Annotated in this window: 16 protein-coding genes and 1 tRNA gene; 12 read left to right on the forward strand and 5 right to left on the reverse strand. The window is 33.7% G+C overall.

The genetic code is table 11. The annotated features are described in order from the left end of the window. Nucleotides 1-137 precede the first annotated feature (137 nt). On the forward strand, nt 138-851 hold the full coding sequence (gene lipB, locus ABXT64_RS09870; RefSeq protein WP_443632761.1) for a lipoyl(octanoyl) transferase LipB: 714 nt from the start codon (nt 138-140) through the stop codon (nt 849-851). Here the strand turns inward: lipB and ABXT64_RS09875 are convergent. Both ABXT64_RS09875 and ABXT64_RS09880 read right to left on the reverse strand, forming a co-directional pair. Next, nucleotides 848-3,283, reverse strand: coding sequence for a hypothetical protein (locus ABXT64_RS09875; RefSeq protein ID WP_443632762.1), 2,436 nt, complete (start codon nt 3,281-3,283; stop codon nt 848-850). The two genes, lipB and ABXT64_RS09875, sit on opposite strands and share 4 nt — an antisense overlap. Before the next feature lie 88 nt (nt 3,284-3,371). Further along, a complete protein-coding gene (locus tag ABXT64_RS09880; protein ID WP_443632763.1) occupies nt 3,372-3,956 on the reverse strand; it encodes a ribonuclease HII in 585 nt (194 codons plus the stop codon). Between the two features lie 62 nt (nt 3,957-4,018). Here ABXT64_RS09880 and ABXT64_RS09885 point away from each other — a divergent pair, with 62 nt between their 5' ends. After that, the gene (locus tag ABXT64_RS09885; protein WP_443632764.1) at nt 4,019-5,980 is read left to right on the forward strand and encodes a putative porin; all 1,962 of its coding nucleotides are present in this window, start codon (nt 4,019-4,021) and stop codon (nt 5,978-5,980) included. 439 nt (nt 5,981-6,419) lie between these two features. On the opposite strand, the gene ABXT64_RS09890 is transcribed toward ABXT64_RS09885, so the two are convergent. Continuing rightward, nucleotides 6,420-7,562, reverse strand: a complete 1,143-nt coding sequence (locus ABXT64_RS09890; protein WP_443632765.1) for an acyl-CoA dehydrogenase — start codon at nt 7,560-7,562, stop codon at nt 6,420-6,422. Between the two features lie 90 nt (nt 7,563-7,652). On the opposite strand from ABXT64_RS09890, the gene ABXT64_RS09895 reads away from it, so the two are divergent. From ABXT64_RS09895 to ABXT64_RS09920, 6 genes are all read left to right on the forward strand, one after another. Beyond that, on the forward strand, nt 7,653-8,720 hold the full coding sequence (locus ABXT64_RS09895) for an anhydro-N-acetylmuramic acid kinase (protein ID WP_443632766.1): 1,068 nt from the start codon (nt 7,653-7,655) through the stop codon (nt 8,718-8,720). 141 nt (nt 8,721-8,861) lie between these two features. Beyond that, entirely contained in the window at nt 8,862-10,238 is a 1,377-nt protein-coding gene (nhaD, locus tag ABXT64_RS09900; RefSeq protein WP_443632767.1) for a sodium:proton antiporter NhaD, read from the forward strand. A 53-nt stretch (nt 10,239-10,291) separates the two neighbouring features. Next, on the forward strand, nt 10,292-10,990 hold the full coding sequence (locus ABXT64_RS09905; protein WP_443632768.1) for a MotA/TolQ/ExbB proton channel family protein: 699 nt from the start codon (nt 10,292-10,294) through the stop codon (nt 10,988-10,990). Beyond that, a complete protein-coding gene (locus tag ABXT64_RS09910) occupies nt 10,990-11,382 on the forward strand; it encodes an ExbD/TolR family protein (protein WP_443632769.1) in 393 nt (130 codons plus the stop codon). The genes ABXT64_RS09905 and ABXT64_RS09910 overlap by 1 nt, the downstream gene beginning before the upstream one ends. A gap of 119 nt (nt 11,383-11,501) precedes the next feature. Next, entirely contained in the window at nt 11,502-12,329 is an 828-nt protein-coding gene (locus ABXT64_RS09915; RefSeq protein ID WP_443632770.1) for an energy transducer TonB, read from the forward strand. 160 nt (nt 12,330-12,489) lie between these two features. Next, nucleotides 12,490-13,158: an RluA family pseudouridine synthase gene (locus ABXT64_RS09920; protein ID WP_443632771.1), complete on the forward strand. Its 669-nt coding sequence runs from the start codon at nt 12,490-12,492 to the stop codon at nt 13,156-13,158. A 9-nt stretch (nt 13,159-13,167) separates the two neighbouring features. On the opposite strand, the gene ABXT64_RS09925 is transcribed toward ABXT64_RS09920, so the two are convergent. Together ABXT64_RS09925 and ABXT64_RS09930 are read right to left on the reverse strand one after the other, a co-directional pair. Beyond that, the gene (locus ABXT64_RS09925; protein ID WP_443632772.1) at nt 13,168-14,241 is read right to left on the reverse strand and encodes a Rossmann-like fold-containing protein; all 1,074 of its coding nucleotides are present in this window, start codon (nt 14,239-14,241) and stop codon (nt 13,168-13,170) included. Nucleotides 14,242-14,962: 721 nt separating this feature from the next. Further along, entirely contained in the window at nt 14,963-17,710 is a 2,748-nt protein-coding gene (locus tag ABXT64_RS09930) for a metallophosphoesterase (RefSeq protein WP_443632773.1), read from the reverse strand. A 235-nt stretch (nt 17,711-17,945) separates the two neighbouring features. Between ABXT64_RS09930 and ABXT64_RS09935 the strand changes: the two genes are divergently transcribed. The 4 genes from ABXT64_RS09935 (at nt 17,946) to ABXT64_RS09950 (ending at nt 22,424) form a co-directional block, all read left to right on the forward strand. Continuing rightward, complete coding sequence (locus ABXT64_RS09935) at nt 17,946-20,432, forward strand: T9SS type A sorting domain-containing protein (protein WP_443632774.1); 2,487 nt, start codon at nt 17,946-17,948, stop codon at nt 20,430-20,432. A 13-nt stretch (nt 20,433-20,445) separates the two neighbouring features. Next, nucleotides 20,446-21,660 carry a bifunctional folylpolyglutamate synthase/dihydrofolate synthase gene (locus tag ABXT64_RS09940; RefSeq protein WP_443634960.1) on the forward strand — a complete coding sequence of 405 codons (1,215 nt, stop codon included), beginning with the start codon at nt 20,446-20,448 and terminating at the stop codon, nt 21,658-21,660. A gap of 61 nt (nt 21,661-21,721) precedes the next feature. After that, nucleotides 21,722-21,796 (forward strand) — tRNA-Val (locus tag ABXT64_RS09945). 442 nt (nt 21,797-22,238) lie between these two features. Further along, complete coding sequence (locus ABXT64_RS09950; RefSeq protein ID WP_443632775.1) at nt 22,239-22,424, forward strand: hypothetical protein; 186 nt, start codon at nt 22,239-22,241, stop codon at nt 22,422-22,424. The last annotated feature ends 166 nt before the right edge of the window (nt 22,425-22,590 follow it).

A 22,590-nucleotide genomic window follows, 5' to 3' on the forward strand; every position in this document is an offset into this window, starting at 1 on the left:
TCTCAATTTTCAGAAGAAAAACAAATGCAACATATTTTTTAGGTGGAAAGGCTATTGAAGCAGAAGCGTCGTTTATAGATTATTTTAAAAATCTAGGTATTTTAGACTTAGATATTGAATTATAAAAATAATAATTTTTGAATAAATCAATCGAAATACAAGACATTGGTAGTCGAGATTACAAGGATACTTGGGAGTATCAAGAGGAACTTTTTCAGGAAATTTTAAATATTAAAATTAAAAACCGAAGAGAAGCTACTTCTATCGAAACACCTAATTACTTTATATTAGTTGAACATCCTCATGTGTATACATTAGGAAAAAGTGGAGATTTCAAAAACCTTTTAGTTTCTGAAGACTATCTAGCTAAAATTAATGCTACCTATTATAAAATTAATAGAGGAGGAGATATAACCTATCATGGCCCTGGTCAAATAGTGGGATATCCCATTTTAGATTTAGATAATTTTTTTACTGATATTCATAAATACCTTCGTTTTCTTGAAGAAATGGTGATTCTTACTTTAGCTGAATACGGTTTAAAAGGAGAACGCTCAAAAGGAGAAACTGGTGTTTGGTTTGATGTAGGAACTCCGTTTGCGCGTAAAATTTGTGCTTTAGGAGTTCGAGCAAGTCGATGGGTAACGATGCATGGATTTGCTTTTAATGTGAATACCAATTTAGGTTATTTTGATAATATGATTCCCTGCGGAATTAAAGGCAAAGCAGTCACCTCATTAAATGTTGAATTAGGAAGGCAAGAAGTACCTATTGAAGAAGTAAAAGAAAAATTATTAAAACACTTTGCGGTACTCTTTGAAGCAGAGTTTTCCTTTAAAACAACAGTTTAGTTTTCATACAAAACCACGGTGCTTGCATCTGTCGCAACTAATAAATTTAATTTTCCATTGTTATTCGCATCACCAATAACCGCTTTAGATGTACCAAAGATTGGTAAGCCAGCGAGTAAATCTCCATTTTTTAAATATACATAAACTTTATGTTCTTGTGTTTCAGTTATAGTGATATAGGTGGTCCGATTGATAGTAAATATTTCAGGTTTAGTATAAATACCAAAAGGAAGTTCAATTAATTTTCCATTAATTCGTAATAAATAATCATCTAATGTAGCCTTGGTTTTGCCTTTAATACTGAACCAATAATTTGAAGACACGGCTAATTTTTTAGTGGTAATTTTTCCAGTTTGTGAAATACTTTCTTTTGTGTTTTCTTTAGTAATTACAACAAAATTATCGCCTTCTTTCGCAATGGACATAGTAGAAAAATTAAACGATTTTTTAACTGATACTCTCGATTTTCCAACCCTACTAAGTATATTTAAGGTGCCATTTTCTTCAGCAATTAAAATATAATCTTTACGCGCCATTCGAAAATGCTGCGGTGCTAAAACGATAGTAGATGTTGCTTTCTTAAACGTAAATCCTTTTACAATTTTACCTTTGCTGTCGTACATTAACACTTCTTTTCCTTGGGTTACTATAAAACGATAATTCCTCTTGTTATCGTAGTCAAAAACAGATAAAGGTTGTGTTACTCTATCTTTGAACTTCATAGGGAATGGAGCTACAGTGTTCCCATTTCTATCTAAAATATAAAAGTTCTTTTCAGTTGTAAATGCTAATTGTTTTTTACCATTCTTTAAAATATCGACTTCTTGAACCTTTCCTAAAATAGGGCTATCCAACTTTTTAGTCCAAAGTGTTTTTCCTTTAGATGAAACAAAATGAAGTGTGTTTGTGACATCCTGAACTATAATGTCTTTACCTTTTGTTCGGTGATTACTGAAAAATTGTGGGTCTTTTAATAGCGTATTTTCAAACTTTATACTAGCCAATTGAGAAACAATTCCGGTAGTTCTTTTTTGACTTGAGACTTCCTTGCAAAGAAAATTTAAATGTGCAAAATCCCGATCATAGCTTAGTTGTAAAACCGCTAAAGGATATTTTTTGAAATCGATAGTATTAATTTCTGAAGTATTATTTGAGTTGAATAAAGAAGCAATACTAGAAGAAATATTTCCGTTAAGTTTCATAATTAACAAGGAAGAGGCACTACTTAATTTTGAAACAGATTCTTTATAATAAGTTGTGTTAATCAAGCAGTTATTATTCAAATAAGAAGAAATAATATGTTGCGAAATGGCTTCGTTTTCAGATACTATAAAAAATTGATCAATCTGAAATAAGTACTTCATAGCACTATTTTTAAAGAAAGGATAAAATGCACTCGACAATAAATTTGGTCTATTTAGATCATGAATCATAACTTCTTTAAAGACTTCTTTTTGTGTGCTATATCTTAAAAACGCATCTTTTGTTGTGGATGGGTCTAAACTACTTAAAACAATAGAATTACCAAGTTCATGTTCAATAAATGAAGCTTCACTTACCGCATCTAACAATGTAATTAGTTCTATAGAAGAATCATTTGTACCCTTATAAATTTCACAATTGTTTTGAAAGGTTTCGAAATCATTAAATGTTACTGAGATGACACTTTTTGAATCAACGGGTGTTATTTTAGCAATGTCATTTTTTTGAGGGACTAAACCTTTAAAAACAGAAAGTAGCTGCGGCACACTATCTCTATCTAACACTACGCCTGTAGCAGAAATAGCATCAGGTAAAATCTGCGTATTTAATGAAGCAAGAGAAGCGAAATTAATACGGAGAGAATCGTTAATAAATAGGTTGTTTGTTTTTATAATCGCTTTAAAATTCTTCTCATTATTAATAGAATTAATTTTTTGAAAAACAGGATCCGACTCCGTGTTTCCTTCAATAATATTTTGAAGTATAGTTTGAGAAGAGCTTGCTATAAAAACACTGTCTTTTAGTGTAGTAAAATGTAAAACCGAATCAATTAAAACTTTATAAATGGGGTGGTCATTTATAAGAATTTTTTCAGAAGTTATATTGTTTAATGAGTCTGTAACAAATACATTTTTAGTTTGCCTTGTTATAAAAGTATAGTTTGAAGGATGTTCAGAAATACAAAAGATACTTAAACCTTCCGGTTGTAAATAATGTAAGATATTATTTTCTGAAATAAATGAAAAGGCAGGTGTGTCCGAAAATTCTGAAATTAAATCGTTATTCTTAATATCTGCTTTTAAAGTTTCAAAATCTGATATTTTTAATACCACTGAAGTGTTTTCAGGAATATAATCTTTTAATTCACCCACTTTTGTTTTAGAATCTTCACAGCTCCAAATAAGTGATACTAAAAAAGTAACTACAGTTATTTTTAGAAAGTATTTCATCAATACAAAAATAGAAAGGAAAACACTATTTTTTAGGATTATTTAAAGAGTTTGTTGACGTGTTTTTAACAATTGATATCTTCTAATTTTATTCTTCAGCTAACAATCGAAAACTCAAGCGGTGATATTTCGTAATACCATATTTTTTAATGGCTGCACGATGCTCTTTCGTTGGGTAACCTTTATTTTGTTTCCAATTGTACATTGGAAATTCTTCATGAATTTTTACCATAAAATCATCTCGAGTAGTTTTAGCTAATATCGATGCAGCTGCAATATGGAGGTATTTTGCATCTCCTTTAATCACACATTCATAAGGTATCTTGCCATAAGGTTTAAATTTATTGCCATCTATAGCTATAAATTCTGGCTTAGGATTTAATTTTTTAATGGAATGATGCATTCCCAATATTGAAGCATTTAAAATATTGATTTCATCTATTTTCTTCATCATAACATGTGCAACTCCAAAACTAAGTGCTTCATTTTTAATAATTTCCCTTAAAAGGATTCTTTTTTTCTCAGTTAATTGTTTTGAGTCTGTCAATATAGTATTAGTGAAATTATCTGGAAGAATTACAGCAGCAGCTGTTACTGGACCAGCTAGGCATCCTCTTCCTGCTTCATCGGTGCCACATTCAATTAAATTTTGACGTATTTTTAACTTTAGCATGTAAAATTTATAACAAAAAATTCCATTCAAAAGTATACCTTTGTCTGATAAGTAAAAAATTGATGAGTAAAAGACTTTTTCTGCTTCTTTTTATAGGTTTTTCCTGTACGATGTTTTCTCAAATAAAAAGCGGAATCCAAAAAGGAATGCAAAAAGGAATGCAAAAAGGAATGCAAAATAGAAGTAATGAAGGAAATTCCAGGACAGCAACTCCTCCTAAAGAAAAACCTCCTATTGATTTGTATAAAATTATTTCATCAAAAAGAGATACCACTTTTATAGATACGACCTTAAGCATCCAAAAAGATTATAAATTTAATTACTTAAGGAAAGATGATTTCGAATTAATTCCTTTTAATAATGTTGGACAAGCATATAATACCTTAGCACACTCATTTAGAGAGGATGAATTATTACCAAAATTTGTAGCTCAAGGGCATCATTTTAATATGATGGATCATGATGATATAAGTTATTATCATGTGCCGACTCCTTTAAGTGATTTGTATTTTAAAACTGCTTTTGAACAAGGACAACAATTAGATGCATTTCTTACCGTAAATACTTCCGAAAAATTTAATTTTTCATTGGCTTATAAAGGGGTGCGTTCCTTAGGGAAGTATCAAAATGAGCTCGCAAGTACAGGAAACTTTAGATTTACAAGCAACTATCATTCAGAGAGTAAAAGGTATCAAATTCGTAGTTATATTTTAGCTCAAGATGTCATAAATGAAGAAAATGGTGGGTTAACAGATGTTTCTGTTCAGTTATTTATTGAGGATGATCCCGAATTTAAAGATCGAGGACGATTAGATGTTAAGTTTGAAAATGCAAAGAATGTATTGAAAGGAATACGGATGTTTGCGGAACATGAATATCAATTTATTAGTGATGAGGATAGTTTATCGTCTCATTCATTATCGATAGGTAATTCTATTAGTTATGATGATAAATCATACTTATATGTTCAACAATCTGCTTTTTCTGAATTTGGAGAATCTTATACTTCTTTAGTTCATTCTAGAGTAAATTATGAGGAATTTAGAGCGGAAGCTTTTGCAAAGTATTCAAATAAATTTCTAGGAAATTTTTCAGCTTTTGCAAATTATACCGATCATAATTATGGTTATAATTCAGTATTAATTCTTGATGAAGGAAGCATAACAAATCGTTTGAAAGGAACAACGATTCAAGCAGGTGCAACTTTTAATAAAGAATATAAAGGATTTAAACTGTTTGGTGAAGGAGCCATTAATGTATCAAGCGATTTTGATGGTAATTATATTAACGCTGGAGCTTCTTATGCATTTAATGAAGATACGAAGGTAAAGGCTCAAATTAATATACATTCTGCAGCTCCTAACTATAATTTTCTGCTGTATCAAAACGATTATAAAAATTACAATTGGCAAACCAATTTCGACAATGTAAAAACACAGGAATTACATTTAAAGTTAACATCTAAGAAGTTTTTTAATGCAGATATTAGTTATACAGGGATTGATGATTACACTTATTTTGCTATTAAATCAAATGACTCTACTCCAACTCCACAACAATATGGTGAACGTGTAGATTATTTAAAAGTAAAAGTTGAAAAAGAAATACGATATCGAAAGTTTGCGCTTGCAAATACGATCATGTATCAAAGTGTTTTAAATGGAGAATTTATTTTGAATGTTCCTGAAATTATTACCCGTAATACACTTTATTACCAAGATGAATGGTTTAAAAAGGCTATGTTTATGCAAGTTGGAGTTACTCTTAAATATTTCACTCAGTTTAATTCAAATGCATACGATCCTGTATTAGCTGAATTTTATGTGCAGAATGAACAAGAAATTGGAGGCTTTCCAATGGTTGATCTTTTCTTTAATACAAAGATTAAACAAACGCGAATCTTTTTTAAGTTTGAGCATATCAATGCACTCTTTAGTAGTACCAATGATTATTTTTCAGCGCCTGGACATCCGTACCGTGATCCAGTAATCCGATTTGGATTGGTCTGGAATTTCTTCTTGTAAAATTCCTGCGAAGACAGGAATCTCATTATAATAGAGAAAATAACACATGGATTTTGTCATTCTCAGCTGTCCCACTGAGCTAAGGCAAAGTGTGTCTGGGGATCCCTTTAATTAAAGTCATATTTGGATCCTGAGTCACTTCGACAAACTCAGTGCAGGCAATTTCAGAGTGACAAGGTAATGTCTCAGGATTACAAGGTAGTTTTTTTGTCATTCCCAATGCAATGAGGAATCCCTACTTAAATATATAAAAAGATTCTTCGGTCATACCTCCCTCTGAAAGACAGCACTTTTGTCATTCTCAGCTTGACTGAGGAACCATCATAATTTAGCCTAAATGTTAAATATATAGCGCGGTCTCCACATTTTTGGTTGAGACTTGCCACAAAAAAAAACTCGACCAAAGATCGAGTTTGAATGTTATATTTATAAAAAGTATCTAATCCCTAAGTAAACCTCTAGAGATTACAATCTTTTGAATTTCAGAAGTACCTTCATAAATCTGTGTAATTTTTGCATCACGCATTAAACGTTCTACATGGTATTCTTTTACATAGCCATTTCCACCATGCACTTGCACCGCTTCAATAGATACATCCATTGCAACTTGCGAGGCATATAATTTAGCGATTGCGCCACTCATAGTGTAATCATTACCTTGATCTTTGTCCCAGGCAGCTTTCATTACTAAAAGCTTAGCAGCTTCAATACTCGTATGCATGTCTGCTAATTTAAAAGCAATGGCTTGATGGTTGCAGATTTCAGTGCCAAATGATTTACGCACTTTAGAATATTCTCTAGCAAGATCATAAGCTCCTCCGGCGATACCTAGGGCTTGTGCAGCAATTCCAATACGTCCCCCAGCTAAAGTTTTCATGGCAAATTTGAAACCAAATCCATCTTCTCCAATTCTATTTTCTTTAGGAACTTTTACATCATTAAAAATTAATGAATGTGTATCACTTCCTCGGATTCCTAATTTATCTTCTTTGGGTCCAATTTCGAAACCTTCCCAACTTTTTTCAACGATAAAAGCATTAATTCCTTTGTGTTTTTTTTCTCGATCTGTTTGAGCGATAACTAGATAATAATCCGCACTATTTCCATTCGTGATCCAGTTTTTTGTTCCATTTAAAATATAATGGTCCCCATGATCAATGGCTGTCGTTTTTTGAGAAGTAGCATCACTTCCAGCTTCAGGTTCACTTAAGCAAAAAGCACCTAATTTTTCGCCAGTAGCTAATTTGGTAAGGTATTTTTGTTTTTGTTCTTCAGAACCATAACTTTCAATTCCATAACAGACTAATGAATTGTTTACAGACATGACTACACTTGCAGAAGCATCAATTTTTGAAATCTCTTCCATAGCTAAAGCATAAGACATCGTGTCCATTCCGCCTCCACCGTATTTTGGATCTACCATCATCCCTAAGAAACCAAGTTCTCCCATCATCTTAATTTGTTGCGTAGGAAACTTTTGTTTGTTATCACGTTCGATAACACCAGGAAGTAGTTCATTTTTTGCAAAATCACGCGCTGCATCGCGAATCATAATATGTTCTTCTGTTAAGCTAAAATCCATTGAAATAATATGTTATAATTACGTGAAAAATGTTTCGCAAAGATACTTTATTCAAGCCGAATTTTCAATAAAAACACCTTACTTTTACATATGCTTCAAAACGAATATAAAGTCATAGGCGTTATGTCGGGTACTTCACTGGATGGAATCGATTTAGCCGAACTTCATTTTTCTCTTTCAGAAAGTACTTCTTGGGACTTTAACATCCTTACTACTGAAACTATTCCCTATCCTTCAGATTGGATAAAAAGATTAAAAGAAGGGATTGCTTATTCCGAAGAAAATTTAGAACTATTAAACAAAGATTACACCCTATACTTATCCGAAATAATTAAAAAATTTATAGCCAAGAATGAGTTGAAAAACATAGACGCTGTATGTAGTCATGGGCATACAATATTACACCAACCCAATAAAGGAATCACATTACAAATTGGAAATTTGCCAGAATTAGCTAATTTAATTCAACAGAAAGTGGTCTGTGATTTTAGAATGCAAGATGTTGAATTGGGTGGGCAAGGAGCACCTTTGGTTCCTATAGGAGACCAATTATTATTTTATGAATATGATTATTGCTTAAACCTTGGCGGATTTGCAAATGTTTCTCTAGAAAGAGATGGAAAACGGATTGCTTATGATATTTGTGCCGTAAATGTGGTACTAAATAAATATGCTAATGAGCTAGGATTTGACTATGATGACCAAGGAAAAATAGCGAAAGGAGGTACTTTTAACTTGTCTGTTTCAGGTTTACTTGGAACAGTGCCGTTTTATAATGTTTTACCCCCAAAATCATTAGGAATGGAATGGGTAGATCAAGAAATTTTTCCAATCCTAGATGCACAAAACATATATCCTGCGACCAAGTTAAGAACCTATACAGATCATATTGCTCGTCAAATAGCAAGGCAGTTTCATAAAGACACAAAAGTTTTAGTAACAGGTGGCGGCGCTTTTAATTCTTATTTACTTTCTAAAATAAAACAGTATAAAAAAGTAGAATTAATTCTACCTTCAAAAGAATTAATAGAATATAAAGAAGCACTTATATTTGGATTACTAGGCGTTTTAAAATTAAGAGGGGAAGTGAATTCTTTGTCTAGTGTAACTGGAGCAAAAAAAGATCATTCTAGCGGAAAAATATACTTGCATTACTAGTTGAAAAATTTCTATTTTTTACTAGTTTGAGATTTGTAAATTGAGTTTTTTCATTATATATTCACGTTTTAAATTTTTATTATAGGACTTTTACTTGTCAGGTAAAAACAAACAAATTGCAACAGACTTAATATCACCCTTATGGAATCAATTATCATTTTAATATTTGTTATTGGATACCTTTCAATTACACTGGAGCATCCTTTAAAATTGGATAAAACAGTACCTGCATTAATAATGGCAGCTCTTATATGGGCAGTGCTTGCAGTAGGTTTTCATAGCGGATGGTTTGATGTAATTGATACCCATGAAAATGTATTTAGTTTTTTAACAGGAGGGGAAGCCGCAGAGCATGGTTTTGAAAATACACTCTTGCATCACTTAGGGAAAACTTCAGAGATACTTATCTTTTTAATAGGAGCTATGACTATTGTTGAAATCATCGATTTACACCGTGGTTTCGAGATATTAAAAGGTGCGGTACGAACAAAAAGTAAAAAGAGATTATTATGGATTATTGGTATTCTAGCCTTTATCCTTTCAGCAATTATAGATAACCTTACAGCAACAATAGTTTTAGTAACCTTATTGCGTAAACTAATAAGTAATAAAGAAGAACGACTTTGGTATGCAGCCATGGTAGTTGTCGCTGCAAATGCAGGAGGAGCATGGTCTCCAATAGGTGATGTAACCACGACAATGCTTTGGATCGCCGATAAAGTAACAGCAATGGGACTAGTTAAAACAGTTGTAATTCCTTCTATTGTTTGTTTTATAGTACCATTCTTTATTGCGGGATATTTAAAAGTATTTAAAGGAAATGTTGAAGTAGACACCCTAGAGGATACAGAAGCAGAACGCTTATTAAGCAGTAAAACGATGTTGTTTTTAGGATTAGGAATGATTGTATCGGTACCGGTCTTTAAAACAATAACTCATCTTCCTCCTTATATTGGGATGATGTTAGCTCTAGGAGTAGTATGGTTAGTTTCAGAGTATATTCATCCAGAAGAAGATTTCTCTAGTTCAAAACGTCATTTATATTCTGCTCATAAAGCATTATCTCGTATCGAAATTTCAAGTATCTTATTTTTCTTAGGTATTTTAATGGCAGTTGCAGGACTTGAGAGTTTAGTGTATGGAGTTGCTGAAAATGGTGACCCTGTAGGAACACTTCGCTATTTAGCTGAGGTTCTTCAAGCCGCCGTTCCAAATCAAGATGTGGTGGTGATTTTATTAGGTATTTGTTCAGCAGTTATAGATAATGTACCATTAGTAGCCGCATCCATAGGGATGTATGATTCTCCGACCGATTCAATCCTTTGGCATTTTATAGCGTATTCTGCAGGAACAGGTGGAAGTATGCTTATTATCGGTTCTGCAGCTGGTGTTGCTGCCATGGGAATGGAAAAAATCGACTTTATCTGGTACCTTAAAAATATAGCATGGCTAGCATTTATTGGGTTTATTGCTGGAGCAGGTGTATTTATTCTTATTGAAAGAGTATTATTACCTTAAAGCTACAATTTCTATATACATATTCTCGTTATCCCATTTAAACAAATTAATTTATGGTAAATTTTTTAATTCAGGAAGGTGCTGATGTATCCCCAAATCTAGAACCTTTAGTTGAAGAAAAAACATTGTCCATTATGGAACTTATCTTCAATGGAGGGCTCGCAGGACAAATAATAATAGGAGTGCTTTTTTTACTGCTATTCGTAGCGATTTATATTTATTTTGAACGCCTATTTGCCATAAAAGCAGCGACAGGAGTTGATCCTAATTTTATGAATCAGATCAAAGACAATGTAACTACGGGTAATATACAAGCCGCAAAGGTGCTTTGTGCACAACATAACTCTCCAGTGTCGCGATTAACTGAAAAAGGAATTTCCCGTATTGGAAGCCCCTTAGACGATATTAATACCGCCATAGAAAATGCAGGTAGGCTAGAAGTGTACAAGCTAGAAAAAAACGTAAGTGTTCTTGCAACTATTGCTGGTGCTGCTCCTATGATTGGATTCTTAGGAACTGTAATAGGAATGGTATTAGCATTTCATCAATTAGCAACAAGCAGCGGACAAGCAGAAATGGGCTCTCTTGCCGAAGGAATTTACACCGCCATGACCACAACGGTTGCGGGATTAATTGTTGGTATTATCGCTTATATCGGTTACAACCATTTAGTAGTGAAAACCGATAAAGTAGTACACCAAATGGAAGCAACAGCAGTTGACTTTCTAGACCTTCTAAACGAACCAACTTAATGAATTTAAGAGGAAGAAATAAAATCAGCCCAGAGTTTAGTATGAGCTCCATGACAGATATCGTATTTCTGTTATTGGTATTCTTTTTACTGACTTCTCCCGCGATTACACCCGATGCATTAGATTTAATTTTACCTAAAGCGAATGGGAAGACCAGCAATGTGCAGAAAGCCTCTGTAAGCATTACAAAGGACGGTGCTTATTATGTAAATAAAGAACGTGTAAGCGAATATAGCCTAGAGAAAGAGCTCAAGAGCGCCTTGTCTGGACAGGAAGAACCAACGGTAATTTTACGAGCAGAAGAAGGCGTACCTATCGAAGATGCTGTTTTTGTAATGGACATCGCAAATAAAAATAATTTTAAAGTAGTACTAGCGGTACGTCCTAATTAATTGGGCGTTCCCCCTTGGGTCGGGCTATCCACTATATCTTTATTTTGTCTCAATGTTTCGACTACGCTCAACAGGACAAAAAAAAGGATGCCGTTTTTATCCCTAACGCAACATAACAAATGAGTTTTTTAGATACCGAACATAAAAGAAAGAGTATGACTATCACGGTGATTTTACACCTGTTGCTCATCCTATTATTGTTTTTTGTCGGAATGGCGTATTTAGATCCACCCATAGAAAATGGAATTGCAGTTAATTTCGGAACTACCGATACTGGGTCAGGGGATATTCAACCTACCGAAAAGATAAAATCAGCGCCTAAAAAAACCACTTCAGAACCTGTCTCTCAACCCAAATCCGAACTAAAGGAAGAAGTGGTAACTCAGGATACTGAAGACGCTCCAGTGATTAAACAGGAGGAAACTAAAAAAGAAGAAGTAAAAGAAATTCCGAAGGAAGAAAAACCGAAAGAAGTTATTAAAGAGGTGGTGCCAGATCCAACGCCTGATACCTCCACAAAAAATGCTTTAGATAGTTTTTTAAACGGACCTAAAAGCGAGGGCACCGAAAAAGGGGAAGAAGGTGATGATACAGAAGTGGGCGATAAAGGCGATCCCAATGGAAATCCAAATGCCAAAAATTATTACGGCACAGGAAAAGGGTTAGATGGGGATGGTAATTACCAATTAGGAGGCCGTAAAGCACTTAATAAAGAAAAAATTGTACAAGACTGCAACGAGGCAGGAACAGTGGTCGTAAGTATCGAAGTAGATAGAAATGGGAATGTAATTAGTGCTGTGCCTGGCGTGAGAGGAACTACCAACAATTCTCGTTGTTTAACTGAGCCTGCAAAACGTGCTGCTTTAGCTACCAAGTTTAATAAAGACGATAAAGCCCCTTCCAAACAAATAGGGAAAATTGTGTATCGTTTTAGTCTTTCGAATTAAGTTTATTTACTAAATTAGACTTCAATAATTATCAGAATATATTTTGACTCAGCTTTCCAAAGAACCTCTAATTATCAGGGAGCTAAGCTGCTAACTAATCGGGGATATTCCTTTCGAAATAATAAGCCAAGACCCTTAGGGTTCATATAGAAAACTGCGAATGCAAAACCTTGAAATAGTACATGAAAACAACGATTATATAGTCGTAAATAAAATAGCTGGATTGATCAGTGAAAAAAGCCCTTACGAGAATATCACTGTTGAGAGTCAGGTTCATGGATACCTTTTAAAAAATAAACCAAAGCCTTATATTGGTATCATACATAGATTAGATCGTGTGACAAGTGGCGTATTAGTTTTTGCTAAGAAGAAAAGTATTCTTGTGGAGTTTAATGAGCTGTTTAGTAGCAGGAAAGTCCAAAAAACGTATGTTGCAATTGTTAAAAGCAAACCGCCAAAAGACAAAGGAAACTTACTTAATTTTCTTGTAAAAAATAACTTACAAAAAAGAGCAGATATCGTCCAATCAAAATCGAAAGACTCGCTAGAATGTATTCTTTCTTATCAAGTTATAGGTAAAAATGATTTTGGTTACCTGTTAGAAATAAAACCAAAAACAGGTCGATTCCATCAAATAAGAGCGCAATTAGCGCATATAGGACTGCCTATTATTGGAGATGAAAAATATGGTTCAGATCAAAAATACGTTCCGCTATCTATTTGTCTTCATGCGAGGAAATTAACCTATCAAACTTCAAGTTCTAAAGAGTTAAAAACCTTCGAAGCCCCTTTGCCAAAAAATGCTTTTTGGGACTTCAAATCAATCTAAGTTTTGCAGCTAAACAGCGTTTGTCAATACCCAAAGTTCTACCTCTTCAGAAGAACGCCAGTGTTGATCTCTCTTTGTTTTTTCAGAAGCAGCCTTTACCGATTTCTTAAAACATTTTTCCAATTGAAATCTATTGCCTTTAGCTAGTTCCTTCTCAATAGGATGGTCTTTTGTTACCTTCGTTATTTGAGCTAAATTTGAAAATATGATGACTAGTTTTCCTTCGGGTAAAAGTCTTTTTTTCGCTTCTTCAAAAAAGTCAGGGAATAGATCTTTATCGTAGTAAATAGATCCATCAATGTTATCTGTATTTTTAGTTTTCGGCAACCAAGGCGGATTAAAAACAATTAATTCGGTCTGCTTTTCCCAGGTACTAAAAAGAGAACCAAAATCTAATTCTATTTTTCTAGACAACTTTGTAGTTCCCATAAAATCTGTGAGTCCAACAATCGCATTAGGGTTTGTGTCTGTTCCAAAAACTTTCTGAAAACCATGTTTTACCATTTGAAAAGAAAGAACACCACTTCCGATTCCAATATCTATTGCAGATTTTTTAGGACCCTCATACCGTTTCAACCAATTGTCGAAAAGTATCAAATGATCAAAACGTGTAGGGAAATAAGTGCCATAATATGGATGTATTTTATTTCGTAATACAGGAATTGAAATTCCATTCTGGTACCATTGCCATGCACTGTTTAGCCCTTGAACTTGAGGAAAAGACAATAAGAAATCGCTAGTTTCTGGATACAATTTTTCGAACCAACCAATAAATGGTGCTTTTTTCACGGTTAATTTATGAGCTACAATTTCTGTTAAAATAAGATTTGAAAGGGTATGATATTTTGACCTAAATTTTCGTTGTTCCTGAAACGACTTGTTTGGTAAGGTTCTTTTAAGATACTTCTGTAACTCACTAAGAAGTAACAATCCATTGCTGTAAAAAGAAGTTATTAATACAGGCTTACCAGCTTCTAATATTTTAATCGTAGCCTTCACATCGGTAGCTTGATTAAATAAATCTATTTGTTTTTCAAAAACAACAATAGGTTCTGGTTTGTTTATGGGTATACCTGTGTTCATCAATTTGCTTTGAATGGAACGAATTGCAGAGTAATGAGATGAGCAAAGCGTTAGATTAAAAATACTTTTGTGTAATTATTTACGTGCAAACAGGCATTAAGTTGTCCGCGAGAGTTAATTAATAGCAATGAATAAATAATAGGGTAAAGATACTTCTTAAAACCCTAAGGGTTTTCCTCGGGTTCGTTTTCTTTTACTAATTTAGCTCCAAACCGACATAACACATGAGCGAAGCAAATTTTACACGAATAGGCTGTGCTTCATTACAGAAAAAAGACTTCTTCTCATTTTAAACTTTCAGCTAATAGTCCTTTCTGGATAGCGGTACTTTCTACTGCAATTTATATTCAATTAGCTATGAAGTGGAATTCCCACTCTTTTATGATCACTTCATATACGCTTAGCCCTATAGTTACTTTGCTTTTTGTATTCTTTATTTCGTTGCTATGGCTATTGACAATATTAGTGTGTTATCACTACTAGAACTAAGCAATGAATATGTAGCTAATTGTCAAGCCCAAAGTTGGTACACATTAACGAAGTCCGCCAAATTTACAGTTTGACGGTTTAAATAAAAATAATGTTAAAATTGTAAATTTGGCTAGGTGCTAAACTGAAACTCAGTGCATTTTAACCCCTTACTATTCTTATACAAACCCGTTAGAGTCAATAGAAAAAAAGAACGAAATGAGAAATATTATATCATTCTAAAACAGCATTATTATTTTATAATAAATGAACCTTTTATTATTCTATCAGAACTTTTAATTACTAAAATATATTTTCCAGCAGTACTGTTATTAATTGTAATAGTTGATAGTTCATGGTTTATTTTTCCTTGACCTACAATTTTTCCATCCATGCTAAATATTTTATAATTGTAATCTCCAAGCATATCATTGGGCATTTTAATGTTTAATGCATTTGAAGTAGGACTTGGGTATAGTAAAAGTTGATTGTCACCATTAAGATCTAAAACGGTACCTAATACTTGTTCGCATTCTGGATTTAATTGAGTGTACGTTTCTCCTGAAGCATTTGTAAGAAATGTAAAAAAGCAGCCCAATTCAAATTGTAAGGCTTTCATGTACCCATTATTAAAATTATTAACATGATACATATCTATTGCTATTACTCTGTCTTCATAAAGCGATCTTATATTATCATCTTTAGTATGTCCTACAATTACAGATTCTACTGTAAACCCATCTAAAATAGTATCTATTTCACCTTGTGTCAACTCCTCATCAACCATACCTCTGTACCAATAAATCCCGTCAGAACTATTTACTTCTGTGCAATCACTGTTAGGGCATGGAATGCCATTCATTCTCAATCTTCCGTATTCGTTAATCTGGTCATAGGTTAAATTTAAAGCAGCTATTTCTGGATTGATACCGCCGTGTAAAAATGCGTAATCTCCAACTCTCTCCATAATATTTTTTGAACGCAACCACCTTCCTAGTTCAGTATTAGCGTCGTAAAGTTCTATCATTCTTTTCCCCATTAAATGCGCGTCATTAAAGTATTTAGTTTCTACATATCTCCAATCATCGGTCAAATTAAACATTTCATGATTACCTATTATTAAATGAACTTTACCACCCTGTGCTTCCGCTTCACTCTCTAATTTATATAAGAGCCACATAGATTCAGTAATATTATAGCCTCTATCAAATAGATCTCCACTTATCATTAAATGTCCATCTCCGTAGGTCCAATTAAAATCAGTATCAATAATTCCTTCCCCTCTTAAAACCATTGTAAGACCTTCAATATGTCCATCAAAATCTGAAATTGCTAAAAATTTTGATGGTGTTTCAGTATCAACAGAAGGTTCTATTAAAATTTCTGGTTTTAGAAAAAAGGAAAAACTCGTTCCCATATGCGGTAAGTTGCAGGTTAATTCTAAGCCATCTGTTGTTGCATATGTATTGCTTACTAATCCGCTTGGTGTTACTTCCTCTACGATAATCTCTCCTCCTTCATAATAAACATAAGGTCCATCTTGAGCATATGTATAGTCTTGCGTTAAAAAGCAATCAAATGAAAGATCTCCATCTGCTGCATCTCTATTTCTAACCGTAACCGCAATCATATTTACACCCTCTACAAAATAACTTGGATCTATTTTATAAGTGAAAAAATCATTTTGAATAGTAGTGTTAATACTCTGTCTAGCACTTGTTGTATGATTGATTTGACCTAGCGGCATCATTTCAGATCGCAGCACTTCTTCTCCATTGATAAAAACCATAGCGCCCTCATCATGAACCATATGGACATAAATATCATTTATTAAACTGATATCATTTATGTCTACTTTTTTTCTGAAATAATAACTAATTAAATTATCATTTAAAGCAGTTTCTTCGTCACCAGTACCAAAACCAAATTTACTTAAACCAACGGGCCATGAAGAGTCATCGAATCCTACAGTATTCCATGATGCTCCTGGATCTGAACTATCGTCCCAAAAACGCCAGGAACTTCCTTGGTCAAAGAAAATTGGATCTACCTCATTTATTACTGAAATTTCTTTTGCGATTACATTATTAGCCAAATTTTCATCACTCGTAATAGTAACCTCTAGGTTTATACTATAAGTGCCTAAAATACTTAAATCTGCAGTTTGAGCAAATGTAAAAATGGTGCTTTCTCCAATAGATAATGGTGTTGTTCCTGGTTCGGTAGCAATTAAATTTTCATTAATTGAAAAAGAGACATTATAATTTGAAGCTGTTAAATTTCCATAATTTGTAATTTCTACTTGTACAACTGTTGTTGCGTTTGGGTAGGTGGCACTCGTAGGTGAAATACACGAAGTTAATTCTAAATCTACCTCAGTATTCGAAGAGTATTCAAAAACTAATTTAGGTGCTAGTGCGGAGCTTCCATCAAATGATTCTGCTTTTCTCTTTTCATCCTCGCTACCTGTTCCAGTTAAGATAAGTGTAATAGGGTTACCGCTTTGCCATCCATTTGAAGATATAATTTCACTTATAATAGAAGCTATGTCAGGTGTTCTTTGATCCAGCCCAGATGCATCATCTACCCATGAAGGTATGTTGTTCCAAACTGTATTTGAGCTAGTTGTAACTCTATTTGATATATTGTTGTTAGTATCTGAAAATGATAAAGAATTAGCAACGTCTTCTCCTTTAATAGTGATGCTTATATCTCCAGAATTGTTTCCATCTGCTGTAAATTGTATATAAGCATTTGAAATTGTTGCATCTGTAGGTATGGTAATGTTATCAAATCTAAGGCCTACAGTTTGTAGGCCTTGATCATTAAAAGTGTCATACATCAACTCAAGATCAGAACTAGAGGTAAGTACATCTGATCCATCAAATTTTTCCTCTGCATCATCTGTAGATGATAAGATTTGTCTTTCAAACGTTTGAGAAGAAACCGTTACACTTAAAAAGGAAAAAACAAGTATAAAATAAAAGGATATTTTTGTCATTAGAATATTATTTAAAAGGGATAAGCTTTATATATTTTTTAATCAAAAAATTAAATATAAGTTAATCATAAAAATAAGAAAATTATTTATCTACTTGAAAATAAGATGGGACTATTTTTAAAGGGGAGGCTTTAGAATTTTTACAGGAGCTACCGTATATTAAATTTAATTTGATTCATGCTGAAAACTTAGAAACCTCACATTTTTACTTATATTTATTGCGAAAAAATAAACTATGAAAAAAATTGCCATCCTAAGTATCGTACTCAGCTGTTTATTGAGTTGTATCAACAATCCAGAAGAAAAAATTGTAACAGAACATAGTGAGAAATCACCGCATGACTTTATGTTTATGCAACGTGCTTATCCTACGGGAGAGCTAATGACCGATGCTTATAGCACTGCCATACAATGGAAAAAACAACAAACAGAAAGAAACAATGCCGATGCGATTTGGGAATTTGCAGGTCCTCTAAATATAGGAGGTCGTATTTCAGATATTGAAATCCCAATCGATGCCTCAGAAACCTATTATGTGGGAGCTGCTTCAGGCGGTATTTTTAAAACCACAGATGCCGGTACAAATTGGACGCCTATTTTCGATGAGCAAGAAATGCTTTCGATTGGCGATATGGAGATTTCAAAAAATGACACAGATATTATCTGGGTAGGAACAGGAGAAGTAAATGCAGGAGGAGGTTCTTTGGCATACGACGGAAATGGAATGTATAAAAGTGCTGATGCAGGCCTTACATGGGAAGCGAAAGGTTTACTCAATGTAGGGAGTATTGGTAAAGTATTGATAGACCCCAATGACGACAACACTATTTTTGTGGGAGCAATGGGACCTTTGTTTAGAAAAGATGACAATAGAGGCGTATATCGTTCTACCGATGGTGGTACGACATGGGAGCAAAGATTACTAGTAAGTGATTCTACAGGAATCATCGATATGGCAATTCATCCAACCAATGGTGATATTGTGTATGCTGCTAGTTGGGAACGCATTAGAAGACCTAACAACAGACAATATGGAGGAGAAACATCTCGAATCTACCGTTCTCAAAACGGAGGAGATACCTGGTCTGAACTTACCAACGGGTTGCCAAGTAACGAAAACGATAAAGGAAGAATTAGTATCGATATCTCTAAATCAAATCCGAATGTACTATATGCCTTTTATACCGATAAAGTTGGAAATGTAGAAGGTACTTTTAGAACAAGCGACGGAGGAGATACTTGGGTAGGAGTGAACTCTATAAGTAATGGAACTTCTTACCACTGGTGGTTTGGAGGAATCTTTGTAGATCCAACCGATGAGAATGTGGTGTATAATTCTGGCTTCAGGATGGATAAGTCTACCAATGGAGGTGCTACGTGGAGTTCAACATTCCCTGGAGTTCATGTCGATCAGCATGCAGTAGCATTTAATGCGTCTGTACCTGGAGAAGTGCTAATTGGAAATGATGGAGGATTGTATAAAAGTTCTAATAATGGAGACACTTCAGTAAAGAATAACACCTTGCCGATTACACAATTTTATCGTTTTCATGTCGATGCACAAAATATAGATAAAGTATATGGAGGTTCACAAGATAATAGTACCATACGAACCACTACAGGAGGATTAAGTGATTGGCTTGTAATTTCTGGAGGTGATGGATTTCAACCTTTAGTGGATCCTACCAACACCAATGTTATTTATACCTTGTCTCAACGCGGTAATTTAAGAAAATCTACCAATGATGCAGGTTCATTTAGTGGTGCTTTAAATGGTGTAAACGGAGGAGATACTAATAATTGGGATACACCTATTGCTTTCGATCCAGCAAATCCAGACATTGTGTATTATGGGACGAATCGTTTATATCAATCGACCAATGCAGCTGGACTTTGGAATGCAATAAGTCCCGACTTAAGCAATGGACCACATGATGGGAATTTAGCATTTGGGACCTTAACATCCATTAGTGTTTCACCTATCAATAGTAATGTGATTACAGTAGGAACAGACGACAGTAATGTTTGGGTTACGCTAGATGGAGGTTCAAATTGGACAAAAATTTCAGATACTTTACCAAATTATTGGGTAACGAAAGTATTGGCCTCTAGAGACGATGTAAATACGATTTATGTGACTTTTTCAGGATATCGTTTTGGAGTTGATGAAGGTCATGTATATAAAAGTTCAGATAATGGAGCAAATTGGACGAATATTTCAACGTCACTTCCAGACATTCCTGTAAATGATATTGAACAAGATAACTACGGAAATTTATTTGTGGGTACCGATATTGGCGTATTAGCTTCAAACGATGAAGGGGCTTCTTGGGAAGTATTAGGCGTAAATTTACCATCGGTTGTGGTGAATGATCTGTATATTCATGAAGCTTCAGAAATGATGTTTGCTGGCACCTATGGTCGTTCTAGTTATAAGATTGATCTTTCAGGTAATATTTTAAGCTTGAATGATAATTCAATTATTTCCGAAGTAATAATATATCCAAATCCAGCTTCCGAATATGTACAAGTAACTATTCCAGAACTTATTGCTAATGTTTCTGTGATTATACATGATGCCTTAGGAAGAAAAGTGATGCAGCAAGAAATAACGAATACGAATAGCGTTCGAATGGATTTAAATGGTATTTCCAGAGGAATTTATTATGTGTCTATTTCTGAAGGAAAGAATAGCGTGACTAAAAAGTTAATCATCAAGTAAAAAAATAATTTCTATTAATTATTCTGAAACCATAGCGTGGCTTTTTAATCAGTTACCCATGTATCAACGTATGGGTAAAGCTGCGTATAAAGCAGATTTATCGAATACCATTAAGCTAATTGACTATTTAGATGCTCCGCATAAAAGTTTTAAAACTATCCATGTGGCGGGCACGAATGGCAAAGGTTCTACAAGTCATATGTTGGCTTCGGTATTGCAAGAGGCTGGTTATAGCGTTGGATTGTATACTTCTCCTCATTTAAAGGATTTTAGAGAGCGAATAAAAATTAATGGAGCGCTTATTCCTAAAAGATCGGTTTCAAATTTTGTTAAAAATCATCAGCCTTTTTTTGAAGAGAATCAGCTTTCTTTTTTTGAAATGACGGTAGGCTTAGCTTTTGATTATTTCAGAAAAAAACAAGTAGATATTGCTGTTATAGAAGTGGGGCTAGGAGGTAGGTTAGATAGCACCAATGTTATTACACCGGAAGTTTCAGTTATTACCAATATTGGATTAGATCATACGCAGTTTTTAGGAAACACCTTGTCAGAAATTGCAAAAGAAAAAGCAGGAATAATAAAACAAAATACTCCTGTGGTAATTGGTGAAACGCTACCTGAAACAAAACCCATTTTTGAAGATATAGCTGGAGAACATGGAAGTCCGATATTTTTTGCTGAAGAAAATGATGCGGATTATTCAACTGATTTATTAGGGGATTACCAGAAGAAAAATGTGAAATCAGTTATTGAAACGATTAAATTATTGAATGAAGGAGATTGGAAAGTTTCTAATTCCGATTTAAAAAGGGGATTAAATAAAACTGTTGAAAACACGGGATTGCATGGAAGGTGGCAGGTTCTAAGGGAACAACCGAAAGTGATTTGTGATACAGCACATAATAAAGAAGGGCTGTCGATTGTAATGAAGCAAGTAAGAAAAGAGCCTTATAAAGCATTACATATTGTATTAGGAGCGGTAAATGATAAGAATTTAGATACTATTCTGCCTTTATTTCCGGAAGAAGCTAGTTATTATTTCTGTAGCCCTAATGTGGTTCGGGGAATGCCCGTACTTGAATTAAAAGAACAAGCGGAAGTTTTTAACTTGCATGGGTTTGCTTATGAATCTGTAAAAGAAGCATATACGCAGGCTATAAAAAGAGCCGCTAAAGGCGATTTGATCTATGTGGGAGGAAGTACATTTGTCGTTGCAGAAATATTATAATTTTTTCAATTAATTGTTTGTGTAAATTAAAAACTAACTTATATTTGCAACCGCTAACAGAGGGCAATTAGCTCAGTTGGTTCAGAGCACCTCGTTTACACCGAGGGGGTCGGGGGTTCGAATCCCTCATTGCCCACATCAATTACAATCCCGATACAGAAATGTATCGGGATTTTTTATTTCAATAGCGTTGAAAAGAATTTTCATAAGTTTTGGGAATAAAAAATACAAACAAGTGTAGCTTGTACGGGATTGTATTTGCAGAAGCGGTTTCATATTAGGGAAAACTTTTGTTAATCCCTCATTGCCCAAAACATAAAGCCTCAACTACTTAATTATAAGCTTGTTGAGGTTTTCATTTTTATTTCGGCTAGATTATTGAACGGAAATGACTGTTTTAACTACATAGCACCCAAAGGGTAACAGGAGGTTATTTGTGTAAAAAAACCTACTTCAGATCAATGTAATAGACTATACATAATACATCTTATCGTTTTTTTTTTTTAATAATTAAACAGAAAATATTACATATTTGAAATAAAATGAATACTTTCACTACGAATTAAAAATAAAGAACAATGTTTAAAAAATTTACATCCACTGACAAAATCCTATTTGTTGCTGCTTTATTGTCCTTGATATTTTCTGAAATACTCTATTTTCAAGGAAACAAAGATGACGGAACTTTTATTGGACTATGGGTTCCTTCAATATTAGCATTTGGAATTTACTTAAAATTAATTAATAACGTAAAAAATGATTGATTTAATACCATATTTCGCAGGTCTAATAACACTGCTTTTTGGTTTTGGTTTTGCCTTAGCAATTAGGGAGTCAAACAAAAGGAAATAGATAATATTATTTATCTGCTGCCAAAACACTTTAAATTAAATAAGGAAGTTAGTGACTTAATTGTGTTGAGGCCGCCAT

The organism is Candidatus Marifrigoribacter sp. Uisw_064, assembly GCF_047730175.1.
Taxonomy (GTDB): domain Bacteria; phylum Bacteroidota; class Bacteroidia; order Flavobacteriales; family Flavobacteriaceae; genus Marifrigoribacter.